This window comes from Staphylococcus sp. 231237_7MaSpsaltlick (genome assembly GCF_043107035.1).
In genome coordinates this window covers 123,789-136,159 of record NZ_JBICNX010000012.1, presented here as the reverse complement: position 1 = coordinate 136,159, position 12,371 = coordinate 123,789, and the positions used below count along the sequence as shown (strand labels likewise).

At 31.2% G+C, this 12,371-nt stretch carries 12 protein-coding genes; 4 read left to right on the top strand and 8 right to left on the bottom strand.

Annotation, left to right across the window (positions count from 1 at the left end; translation table 11 throughout):
* Positions 1-126 precede the first annotated feature (126 nt).
* Positions 127-549 (bottom strand): MarR family transcriptional regulator, encoded by a 423-nt coding sequence (locus ACF91D_RS20435; RefSeq protein ID WP_039067620.1) that lies wholly within the window; start codon positions 547-549, stop codon positions 127-129.
* Positions 550-757: 208 nt separating this feature from the next.
* On the opposite strand from ACF91D_RS20435, the gene ACF91D_RS20430 reads away from it, so the two are divergent.
* Together ACF91D_RS20430 and ACF91D_RS20425 are read left to right on the top strand one after the other, a co-directional pair.
* Positions 758-1,762 (top strand): acyltransferase family protein, encoded by a 1,005-nt coding sequence (locus ACF91D_RS20430; RefSeq protein WP_107549918.1) that lies wholly within the window; start codon positions 758-760, stop codon positions 1,760-1,762.
* Positions 1,763-1,884: 122 nt separating this feature from the next.
* Entirely contained in the window at positions 1,885-3,048 is a 1,164-nt protein-coding gene (locus ACF91D_RS20425) for an aminotransferase class I/II-fold pyridoxal phosphate-dependent enzyme (RefSeq protein ID WP_107549917.1), read from the top strand.
* Positions 3,049-3,221: 173 nt separating this feature from the next.
* Here the strand turns inward: ACF91D_RS20425 and ACF91D_RS20420 are convergent, their stop codons facing one another.
* The 5 genes from ACF91D_RS20420 to ACF91D_RS20400 form a co-directional block, all read right to left on the bottom strand.
* A complete protein-coding gene (locus ACF91D_RS20420) occupies positions 3,222-3,680 on the bottom strand; it encodes a MarR family winged helix-turn-helix transcriptional regulator (protein ID WP_039067625.1) in 459 nt (152 codons plus the stop codon).
* A 332-nt stretch (positions 3,681-4,012) separates the two neighbouring features.
* Entirely contained in the window at positions 4,013-4,831 is an 819-nt protein-coding gene (gene menB, locus ACF91D_RS20415) for a 1,4-dihydroxy-2-naphthoyl-CoA synthase (protein WP_029379114.1), read from the bottom strand.
* Positions 4,824-5,630: a 2-succinyl-6-hydroxy-2,4-cyclohexadiene-1-carboxylate synthase gene (menH, locus tag ACF91D_RS20410; RefSeq protein ID WP_327620650.1), complete on the bottom strand. Its 807-nt coding sequence runs from the start codon at positions 5,628-5,630 to the stop codon at positions 4,824-4,826. The genes menB and menH overlap by 8 nt, the downstream gene beginning before the upstream one ends.
* Entirely contained in the window at positions 5,617-7,299 is a 1,683-nt protein-coding gene (menD, locus tag ACF91D_RS20405) for a 2-succinyl-5-enolpyruvyl-6-hydroxy-3-cyclohexene-1-carboxylic-acid synthase (protein ID WP_101051336.1), read from the bottom strand. Before menD ends, menH begins: the two co-directional genes overlap by 14 nt.
* Positions 7,292-8,644, bottom strand: a complete 1,353-nt coding sequence (locus ACF91D_RS20400; RefSeq protein ID WP_069792978.1) for an isochorismate synthase — start codon at positions 8,642-8,644, stop codon at positions 7,292-7,294. The genes menD and ACF91D_RS20400 overlap by 8 nt, the downstream gene beginning before the upstream one ends.
* A gap of 186 nt (positions 8,645-8,830) precedes the next feature.
* Here ACF91D_RS20400 and ACF91D_RS20395 point away from each other — a divergent pair, with 186 nt between their 5' ends.
* Positions 8,831-9,769, top strand: a complete 939-nt coding sequence (locus tag ACF91D_RS20395) for a 1,4-dihydroxy-2-naphthoate polyprenyltransferase (protein WP_069792979.1) — start codon at positions 8,831-8,833, stop codon at positions 9,767-9,769.
* 76 nt (positions 9,770-9,845) lie between these two features.
* Here the strand turns inward: ACF91D_RS20395 and ACF91D_RS20390 are convergent, their stop codons facing one another.
* Positions 9,846-10,415, bottom strand: a complete 570-nt coding sequence (locus ACF91D_RS20390) for a GNAT family N-acetyltransferase (protein WP_069792980.1) — start codon at positions 10,413-10,415, stop codon at positions 9,846-9,848.
* A 179-nt stretch (positions 10,416-10,594) separates the two neighbouring features.
* Here ACF91D_RS20390 and ACF91D_RS20385 point away from each other — a divergent pair, with 179 nt between their 5' ends.
* Positions 10,595-10,807 carry a TM2 domain-containing protein gene (locus ACF91D_RS20385; protein WP_029379120.1) on the top strand — a complete coding sequence of 71 codons (213 nt, stop codon included), beginning with the start codon at positions 10,595-10,597 and terminating at the stop codon, positions 10,805-10,807.
* 669 nt (positions 10,808-11,476) lie between these two features.
* Here the strand turns inward: ACF91D_RS20385 and isaB are convergent.
* Positions 11,477-11,968: an immunodominant staphylococcal antigen IsaB family protein gene (gene isaB / locus ACF91D_RS20380; RefSeq protein ID WP_327620651.1), complete on the bottom strand. Its 492-nt coding sequence runs from the start codon at positions 11,966-11,968 to the stop codon at positions 11,477-11,479.
* Between the last annotated feature and the right edge of the window lie 403 nt (positions 11,969-12,371).

Genomic DNA, 12,371 nt, shown 5'->3' with positions numbered 1-12,371 from the left:
CGACGTTGATACGTATAAATAGTATTTGTTTAAAACTTTAAATCAAACAATTAAAAGAAGCGTACTAATGACAATGCTTATCGCAAGTTATTGTCATTATATACGCTTCTTTTTCTTATTAATTAACTAGTGCATATATACTTGATGTACATTTAACTTATATAATAATTGGTTTAAATTTTCGATGTCTTTCGATGTAAGGTTTTGACAACGTGCTTCAATCAAAGCTACCCTCACCTCGTTAATTTGTTGTACCAGTTCTTTGGCTTTATCTGTAACCATCAAATCTTTACATCTCATATCTTTATTGGATTGCTTACTCGTAATATAACCCATTTGGCATAACTTTTTTATCCAGCGTGAAACAATTGACTGCTCTTTATTAATTTTCATAGTCAAATCGTACTGAGATAACACTTCATAGTTATATAATATTCTTAACATTTCTAATTGCTCAGAAGTCAAATCAGTTCTCTGACCAAACCTTCTACTTACCAAATTTAAATCATTACCTGTAAGTGTAATTAACTGTTCTAGTTGTTTGTACATGTTGCTCATCTCCACTATCATAAATTTAGCTTAGTTAAAATTAAAAGTTTATTTACACTATTTTATTTCTTAATATTATAATGGTATCCCTCATGATATACAATAATAAAAGACAAATTGTACTATTTTGTTGCATTTCTCATAGGTTTTATAATAGATTAGAACTAGTGTATATAAAATTTATCGTACCATTTAAAGGAGAAACCGAATGTCACAATTGAAAGAAAGAGATTATTTTTTCGACAATGCAAGAGCTGCGTTGATTTTCCTTGTAGTCTTTGGCCATTTATTACAACCTTATACAGAAGCCAGCGCACATTTATCTTCATTGTATTTAACAATATACAGCTTTCATATGCCAGGATTCTTATTTATTTCAGGCTATTTTGCTAAAAAAGCTGGTGAACTTGGTTATTTAGAAAAAATATCAAAAAAACTATTAATTCCATATATTATATTCTTTGGCTTTTTCTCTTTTTACTATTACTTAACTGGTAAAGAAGATAGTGTTCAATTCGATCCTTTTGATCCAGTATTTGCATTATGGTTTTTACTCACATTATTCTTTTTCCACGTAATATTAGTAATAGTTAAGGATTATAAACCATATTATGTATTACCTGTAGCATTAGTTATTTCGCTATTCGCTGGGTATTCTGAGAATATTGATAATTACTTAAGCTTTTCTAGAACAATTATGTTTTTCCCAATATTCTATATAGGCTATTTATTTACAACTAAACATACACAGCTTTTAAGAAACAAAAAGTTTCTACCTATAGCTATTATCACTTTACTAGCCTTTTATATTATATACACCTATCATCCGATTAACTCCAATTGGTTGTTAGGCGATTCACCCTATATGTCACTTGAAGGAAAGCTAGATTTCTACAGTCCAATCAAAAGATTGTTATTATATTTTATCGTTTTAATTACGATGTTTGCTTTCTTCAATTTAATACCTGAAAAGGAAAAATTTTACACGTATATAGGTCGTAGAACAATGCATGTATATTTACTACATGGTTTATTTATTGGAGTTATCCGCGGTTTTGGAATATATCCATTTAAAGATCATATCAGTATTTTAACTTATCTATATTTAATTATCGTTACATCTATCATTGTATATATACTATCAAGCCGGTTTGTATCTAAATGGACAAACCCAATTATAAATTTACAATCTCCTTCTAAATTCAAAGGATAAATAAGTATTAAACCGAATTGTATTTATTTTAAATATGTTATGATAAGTATTGAGGTACTTCCAACCAATCTGTACATATTTAAATACAATTCGGTATTTTTAATTTTGAGGTGAAAAATATAATGCAACTTTCATTAAATAACAATTCAAAACATTTAACGGCGCCTAGTATTCGTCAATTTTCAAATCGTATTAAAGGGATTAAAGATTGTATTAATCTAACTATAGGACAACCAGATTTTCCGATGCCTAAGGAGGTTAAAGCTGCTTACATAAATGCGATTAATGAAGACCAAACGAGTTATTCACATAACAAAGGATTAATTGAAACAAGAAATGCTGTAAGCCAATATTTTGAACAACGCTATGGCTTTACTTATAGTTCAGAAGAAATCATTATCACAAATGGCGCTAGCGAGGCCTTAGATACTGCTTTAAGAAGTATTATAGATGAAGGAGATGAAATATTAGTTCCTGGACCAGTATATGCTGGCTATATTCCACTCATCAAGACACTTGGCGGTATCCCAGTTTATATTGATACTACAATAACCGATTATAAAGTAACACCTGAAGCATTAGAAAAACACATAAACTCAAATACTAAGGCAATACTACTAAACTATCCTACTAATCCAACCGGCGTAATATTGTCTTATGATGAAGTACAAGCCATTGTTAATACCTTAAAAAATAAAGAAATATTTATTATTAGCGATGAAATCTATGCTGAAAATACTTTTACTGGTAAACATACTTCTTTTGCTGAATTTGAAGTGATTCGCGATCAATTATTACTTGTTGGTGGGTTAAGTAAATCACATTCTGCTACTGGCATACGCATTGGCTTTTTGATTGGACCAGAATATTTAATTGAAAAATTGACTTTTATGCATGCTTACAATTGTATCTGTGCCAACGTTCCTGCTCAAATCGCATGTATTGCCGCTTTAAATGAAGGCTTAGAAGCACCCAAGTATATGAACGACGCATATATTGAACGACGTGATTTCTTAATTCATAAATTAGAGTCAATGGGGTTTGAATTAGATGCTAAACCTGAAGGAGCATTTTACATTTTTCCTAGCATTAAGAATTTTACAGACAATGACTTTGACTTTTGTGTTGATGTTTTAGAAAATGCACATGTCGCAATTGTTCCTGGGTCTGCTTTTACCGATATTGGTAAAGGTCATGTACGTATTTCTTATGCATATGAACTTAATGCATTAAAAGAAGCTATGAGAAGACTAGAACAATATCTCGCTCAAAACTATAATTCATAATAAAAAGCACCAACTAAATGTAAGTTTGATATATGCCTGCTGACGTTTCTATTAATAATTATACGCATGTGGTGTGAATCAGCTTCAACATGATGTTGGTGTTTTAATTTAAGTTTGATGCAAGTATTAATTTATAGTCTTATTTGAAACACTTTTAAATATAATTTGTATATTTAAGATTTCTTATTTTTATCTTTAGTGTAAATATTCCTCTCGGCAAACGTTTTCAAAATTTGATAATAAGCTAATGAATCTTCTTTCTCCATGTCAAATTGTTGAATCACATCTTCTGAAATTTTAGAGAATTCTTCCTTTAATTTTATACCTTTTGTGGTTAACATTACTTTTACTCTACGCTCATCATCTTCAGTTCTAAGACGACGAATCAAATCTTTTTTCTCTAACCTTTTTATGATTGGACTGATTGTTCCTGAATCTAAATATAATTCATCACATAATGTTTTTATGTATACTGGAACTTCATTTTCAATATACAGCAATACAATATAGTTCGGAAAACTTATATCATATTGTTTTAAATACTTATTAAATCTGTTTGCAACTTCTTTACTTGTAATATAAAACAAGTAACACATTTCTTTTCTCATTTGGTCATATATGTCTGATGTCATATTTTCTCCTCATCCCTTCTTGATTATAATATTAATCTACGTTTTAATTTTAGTCAAATACAATAAATAAGTGTAAAAAAGTTTTCACATTAAAAGTTTCCCGCTATATATTAGTAGGAAATTAAATTTATATTACTTGATTTATAATTATTCGTATGTCTCAGCCTATTACGTTGCAATCTAAATAGTAAATAAATTTTTAACTTATATCACCATATATAATAATATTTATCATTTTATGCTTTCATCACTATAAACATAAAAAAACTAGGTGAGACATAGCTCCACCTAGTTTTTCGATAATGCTTTTTTATTTTTGGTATTTTTTAATTTTATGGAAATTTAGGGAATTGATCAAAGTCTGGATCGCGTTTTTCTTTAAACGCGTCTCTGCCTTCTTTTGCTTCATCTGTTGTATAGTAAAGTAAAGTAGCGTCTCCAGCCATTTGTTGAAGTCCAGCTAAACCATCAGTGTCTGCATTCATAGCCGCTTTCAAGAATCTTAAAGCAGTTGGTGAATGTTGTTTCATTTCTTGACACCATTGTACTGTTTCATCTTCAACTTGATCCAATGGAACGACAGTATTGACTAATCCCATGTCTAATGCTTGCTGAGCATCATATTGACGACATAAGTACCAAATCTCACGCGCTTTTTTGTGTCCTACGATACGAGCTAAATAACCTGAACCGTAACCAGCATCAAACGATCCAACTTTAGGTCCTGTTTGGCCAAAGATTGCATTATCTGCTGCGATTGTTAAGTCACAAACAACGCTAAGTACATGTCCTCCACCGATTGAATAACCTCTTACCATTGCAACGACAGGTTTTGGAATCACACGGATAAGTCTTTGTAAGTCTAATACGTTTAAACGAGGGATTTGATCATCTCCAACATAACCACCATGGCCACGTACTTTTTGATCTCCTCCTGAACAAAATGCTTTATCCCCTTCACCAGTTAAGATAATAACAGAAACACGTTGATCATCACGTGCTCTTGTGAATGCGTCGATCATTTCTTGTACTGTGTTTGGTGTAAACGCGTTACGTACCTCAGGGCGGTTAATCGTTACTTTTGCAATACCATCATATATTTCGTACTTAATTTCTTTATATTCTTTAATTGTTTCCCACTGTCTAGTCATTTTGCTCCTCCTTATGAATAAAACCTAATACTATTCTATCAAATTCTGTAAATTCTTCCACATGTACCGTATGACCACTTTGTTCTACTTCGTTTAACTCTGTATTTTGAATCATAGTTTCCATGCGTTTAGCAATTTTACAAAATTTACCATCTAAAATACCTACTATAATACATGTGGGTACTTTAATTTGATTTAACTTCGGCCATAAATTAGGCATTTGTCCAGTACCATAATCACGCAAAGCCTTTGCTAAGCGTAATGGGTTTTGACGTAATCTCATATCACGTATTGCCTTTTTAATGGATTTATCTAATTCATACTGCGTATAGAAAAGAGGCAACTTTTCCCAGTCATTAACAAATATTTCTAAACCTGCAATTTCTAACACTTTTGCTCTAGCCTGATCAACCTGTTGCCTTTCATTACGGTCTTCTAATGCTTCGATTCCTGGAGATGTGCTTTCTATAATCAATCCTGTTAATTTCATTTTACCTTCAATTGCATAATATAAAGCAATTCTACCACCCATTGAATAACCATGTAAAAACAAATGATAATCCTTAAATAATTTTAATACTTCATCTAACTCGTTTGAAATAAATGAAAAATCCCAAGTTTGATTTGTATCAAAGTCGTCTTGACCATGACCAGGCAAATCTACAGTTAAAATATTCAATGTTTCTTGTAAGACACGAACATGTTCATTAAAAGCCTGTTGATCACTGATAAATCCATGTAGCATAACCAATAATTTATCTGTATTACTTTTTGCTTGGTAAAATTTATAATTTAACATTAACAATATCACTCAACTTTTTATAGAGTTTTAGATGCTGTTGCTTATTTTCTTCACGCTGCGTAATTATTTCGTAAATATGGGCACCAAATTTAGATAAATCTGCATATTTAAATGCTTCAATTGATTCATATCTGTCAAAGGCAAAATCATATAGCAAAGCTGTATGTTCAAAATCAAGCCCTGTCGGAGTGCCAAATAAACGTTCAAAATAATCTTCTGCCGTTTCCTTTTGAGGTAAATATGAAAAGATGCCTCCACCATCATTATTGAGTAAAATAATATTTAAATTGATATCATTTAATTTGGACATTAATAAACCATTCATATCATGATAAAAAGCTAAATCACCTATTAATAGTGTTACTTTTTTATGCACTGCCATACCTAACGCTGTAGATACCACGCCATCGATACCATTTGCGCCACGATTAGCAAACACTTCCGCATCGCAATCAATGAACAAATTATCAACATCACGAATCGGCATACTATTACTAACAAATAAAGTATCTGATGTTGTTAATTTATCTAAAACATTCGCAACATATGCCGCTTCGTCTGTTGCTGTTCTTACATAATCTTTAATCTCAACAATTGCGTGTTTCTCTAATGTCTGCCATTTTTCTAACCAACGCTTACGTTCAACAATCGGTGTTTCTGACAACTGTCTAAAGAAATCATTGGCTGACATTTCGTAGGAAACATGTGGCGTAATAGGAAATGCATCAGGTTGATCATTATTTTGAATTAAAATTTGAAAAGCTTCTGTCTCTTTTAACCATTGATTTAATTTTTTGGAAACAACTGGTTTGCCAACTCTAATAATAAAATCAACATCTAATTCCAAACCTGCTCTATATAGTAAATCATAGCTTGTCACAACATTAGGATGATGTTCTCGTCTTAGTTGACTCAATGGATCAGCTAATATTGGCATATCGTGTATCGTTGAATAAGTTAGGACTTGGTCAATATCTTGATGCTGCATATCACCAACGATAATCAAACCTTTACTCTTTTTAATAATCGAACTGATTTCATTTAAACTAGTTGTTTTTTGATAATGTGGTAATGTTTTCATATCTGAAGTTAACCATTCTACTTTTTCAATATTCGGTGTTAATGGCTCTCTAAATGGTAAGTTTAAATGTATTGGGCCACGATGAGGACCATATAGAAATTGACTCGCTTTTTGTAGCTGAAATTTCACAGTGTTCGTCATAAAATTTTCTGTTACATTTGTATCAACTACTGGGAAATCAAATTGATATTGTACATAATTTTGGAACATGCTCGCTTGATTGATTGCTTGTGGCGCACCAATATTTCTTAGTTCATGTGGACGGTCACTAGTAAGCACTACTAATGGTAAATGGCTCAAACTACTCTCTGAAACAGCAGGAGTATAGTTTGCAGCGGCGCTACCTGAAGTACATAGAATAGCTACTGGTCGTTCGCTTCCTTTCATTAATCCCATTGCAAAAAATGCAGCACTTCTTTCATCTGGATGAATCCAAGATTTTAATCTAGGATGGGCTTCAACCGCAATTGCTAATGGTGTTGAACGTGACCCTGGACTTATTACTACTTCTCTTATGCCATAAGCATATAATTCTGAAACAAAGGTAAACACTTGTTTCGTTAACGCATCTGTATGATTATTCATATTCCTCGACTCCTAAAGCTTTCATCATAGGGTTAAATTTAACTGCAGTTTCTTCTACTTCACTATCTGCATCAGAATCACTCACAATACCACAACCTGCATATAAAGTGGCTTGATTTTTTTTAATCAACATTGAACGAATTGCCACGATAAATTCACAGTTATCATACATATCAATATAACCTACAGGTGCGCCATATAGTCCACGTGTACCAAATTCATTTTGTTCAATGTATTCTAATGCTTCAAATTTTGGATAACCGCCTAATGCTGGTGTCGGGTGTAAGTTATCTAACAAGCCTATATATGACTCATATTTCAACTGACCTTTTATTTTAGTATACAAATGATATAAATGGTCATTTGTTAAAATTTGAGGTTCTTCATTATAAGCAACGTCTTCTACATAAGGCGCTATATCATTTAATATACTTTCAACAACAAAGCGATGTTCATTTAAGTTTTTCTCATCATTTAAAAAAGACTGGATATTTTCTTTATCTATTTCACCTTGATGTGTTCGCTTTATCGTACCTGCTACTGCTTTCGTTGATAATATTTCATTGTTTACTTCCATTAATTGTTCTGGTGTTTGTGAAAAGAAAATACTATCTTGTGATTCTAAAATAAATAAATAACTATTATGTTCTCCTTGGGAAGCTTTATTCAAAATATAAGGTATTTTAATCTGTTTATCAAAGATTATTAAACGTTTTCTTGCTAACACAATTTTTTTATTTTCATCTAATATATCAATTGTATCTTTAACTAAATCACGCCACTCGTCTTTATATATATCTTCGATGCGCTTAATATCCCCTATTTCAAAGTCAGGTTGCACATTTGTTTGAGTTAATTTATCTATAATCGCTAAAAATGTATTTATTTCAAATTGGTCTGATTTCACTGTATAAGTTATATAAGTATATCCTTGCTCCATTGTCACTAATACTTCTGGCAAGATAAAATGATTAATACCAAATTCACGCCATTCATCACCGGATTTATGTGTAGAGAATTGGAAACCTCCACAAATTTTCAAATGATGTTTGTCAGAATTTGGATGAATTAATTCAATGTTATTTTTATATTTTTCCCATTCACGGAAAATAGATTGTTTGTTTTCAAAATCATTTTTAAATCTTGTAATAGCATGATAGCCAAAGAATGAAGTTTCGTTGTCATTTTTCTTAAAATAAAAACGGTCTCCCGCACAATCTTCCGTTATATGAAATAATATTGTAGGGTCTAATTCATAATTCAATTTTGCTTCTACAGAGACCCAAGTATGATTACTTTCGTATACCGCTTCGACAATTTCACTTTCCTTGACGTCAAAAGTCATCTATTTCACTTCTTTCATTTATCAGTTTGTACTCATTATGATATTGTACCACTTTTCACAATGTGTGTATGGTTTCTAGCTTATTTCATTCATACATTTTTACGTTATTTGACCTTTCTAACTTCTTCCATTAAAATATATTTGATAAAAAATATTATAAATTAAAAGAATACGAGGTAAATCATTATGGCATCTCAATATCAACAATATTCTACTGTCAAAAAATACTGGCAGTTAATGCGACCACATACTTTAACTGCTGCAGTGGTGCCTGTACTTGTCGGTACTGCTACTTCAAAACTTTTTATCCTTGGTAGTGAAAACCAACTCAATCTCGGTGTTTTTCTAGCAATGTTAATCGCATGTTTATTAATTCAAGCTGCGACAAATATGTTTAACGAATATTACGATTTTAAGAAAGGACTTGATGATCACACTTCCGTGGGTATTGGTGGTGCAATTGTTAGAAATGGTATGAGTCCTAAATTAGTCCTGAACTTAGCTATTGCATTTTATATCATAGCTGCACTACTAGGTATATTTATAGCCCTCCAAAGTTCATTTTGGTTAATACCTGTTGGTCTTGTATGTATGGCTGTTGGATATCTTTATACTGGCGGTCCATTCCCAATTTCATGGACTCCTTTTGGTGAATTGTTTTCAGGCGTATTTATGGGTATGATAATCATTTTAATTTCATTCTTTATTCAAACAGGAAATTTACAAAGTTTAGTTGTATGGATAAGTATCCCAATCGTTATTACTATCGGTTTAATTAATATGGCAAACAATATCCGTGACCGCGTTAAAGATAAAGAAAGTGGTCGTAAAACGCTACCTATCTTACTTGGTAAAAACAATTCTGTTCGTTTCTTAGCGTTAATGTATATTGTCGCTTATGTGTTAGTTATATATATCACTTTCTTCCAACCTGGTGGCTCAATCTTTTATTTACTGGCCTTGTTATCATTCCCTATGCCAATAAAAGCAGTACGCAGGTTCAAGAAAAATGACACGCCGCAAACAATGATGCCTGCTATGGCAGCAACTGGTAAAACTAACACTTTCTTTGGTTTATTATATGCGCTAGGTATTTATATCAGTGCAATATTGGGTGGAATTTAATAAGGTACGCTTTACATTAATAATAGCTACCAAAGTTATATTTATTATCGATCTTCATTAAATGAAGGTCGATTTTTTATTTATTTTTATCGCTAATTGGAAGAATCATATGATAATGCATATGTCCATATAAATCAAATTCACTAGCAATTTGAAAACCTAATTTTTTATAAACGTAAAGCGCTCCATCATTATGAACATCACAATTTAAACTCCATTTTTCCTCACTATAAGTCTCTATGACATGTTGTACTAATTGTGTCGCTACACCTCTGCCACGGTATTCAGGGAAGGTTGCAACAGTTTCAATATACCATTCATCGTCATTCGCTTCTTTCATTGGCATTGGTGTACCATATGACCGGATATCATCGTCTAAATCCATATTCAACCATGCTTGTTCCAATTCTATTTCTTTATCTCCTGGATATGCGATTAAGCAACCAGCTATCTCGCCTTCTATTTCATAGACCCATGTGTTACTGTAATGACCTCTATAAGGTACATCAACCATACTCTGTTCCATAATTTTAAGCAGCCGTGATTCATCTATATCTGCAACCATTTGTATATCGAGCCCACTCCATATGATATAACATAGTTCAGCAATTTTCGACGTGTCACTTGGGTTTGCTTTTCTAATCATTAATAACGCTCCCCTTATTCATAATTTCTTTAATTCTATTATATATTAATCAACTGGAAATTTCGAAGTAATCACCAAACCTCATCTAATTTTTATAGCAACAGTAGTTTTCTATTGTTGTATATCTTCATTTAAGCGATAATTAAAATAAGAACTTAAACATGAAAGGATATGAACATATGAAAGTAAACAAAGTAATCTATGTTGTACTCGCATTTATATTGGGTTGGTGCGGTATCCATAAATTTTACTCTAATCAACTTTTACAAGGAATTATCCATCTCATTTTCTTCTGGACAGGAATTCCATATATTATAGCAATAATTAGTGGAATTATTACTATTTTCTTTCATAAAGCAGATGAAGATGGCTTAATTACTTTTGAAAAATAAAACGCGTTATCGAAAATTACTTATAAATTTCTAAAACCATCTATATTTCATTCGAAAAAGGGTAAAGAAAGTATAATCCAATTTAAAATTTTTGAATTGTAACTTAGGAGGTTTGAAATGAAAAATATAATCAAACGTGTGTTTAGAGCATTAGCTGTAGGCTATATTGTTAGAGCAATAAGAAATCTAATTAGTAAAAAATAAAATCATAATGTCACTAAATAAAAAAGATGGGACAAAATATCATCAAAAACGAAATCACTATGTATGATTCTAAATTGCTTTTGTTGTATTAATCTAATCCCCATCTAAAATAAACTTTATTTGAGTTGAAAGTCGACTAAAGAACGTTACACTCATTTAAAGAGGGAGCGAGATTTTGAATAATATCTCGCTCCCTTCTTTAATTTATATATCGTTCTTATCAGTTAATTGTAAATCCCCAATGTAAACGTTTAAGACCTTACTTTTTACATAAAAAGCTCCCCTATCTGCAGTTTACTTTTTAATTTGAAGTAACTACCTTTAGAGGAGGCTAATATTTATATAAATCTTATATGACATATACTAAAAGATGTTTTCACTTAGTTAAAATGATTCTCTATTAGCATCTCGTTTTATTTATTGAAGAAGCTTAATCTATTAAGTAAAGTACCAATAGAATAGTTTTTAACTATTAATTTGCGCTCTATACGCGTGTCCTTTATCTACAAAAAATTGAACAGTTTTATTGCCTATTTTATATTTATAAACTTTACCTACGGCAGATTCAACTGGTTTCTCTACTGGTTGTCCATAAACGTTTATTAATTTTTGTGGCGTTATAGTACGTCCGTCTAAATTAAATGCAACTTGATCCGCTTTATGATTACTCACTTTATAAAAAATTTGATCTTTTACAACAAGCTCTTTAGCTGGCGCTGACTTATTGCTAGTAAGTTTATAACCGTTAATCTTCACATTATCGTATTTTAATGCAGTTTTAAAGTTCTTATCTAACACAAAATTACTACTAGCAGCTGTATAACCATTATAATTATACCATGGCGTTTGTGCCGCTTCTGCTTGATTCTCTGCACCTTCTCCATTTACTACATTAACTCCTAAAACAGTCCCAAAAACAATACTACTTGCCAAAACAATTTTTGATAATTTCTTCATTTCAAAGTTACCTCCTAGGTTTTTATTTTGCATCTCTAACTTACGTTTTTATATTACATTAATGTTACAAATATTACAACTATTTTTATAAAGTTTTCCACAATATTTTAATATAGCAAATATAAGTCTTTTAACTAAATGTTTAAACCGTCTTTATTTAAACATTCTAAAATTTAAGGAATTTTAAATTTAAGAATTCGTTAATATTAATTTCATAAAATTTTAGTACAACTCACCAATAAAGAGAATAGATAAGATTGTTATGATTACAAGGGCGTAAATGCCATTATTTTTATCACCAAAGCCATCGTCGATGCTACACTTATGCATCAAGCCTAATCAGCTTTCTTAGTTTCAGCGAGACCGAATCAGAGACCAAACTATTTTCCTTCTTAAATTTATT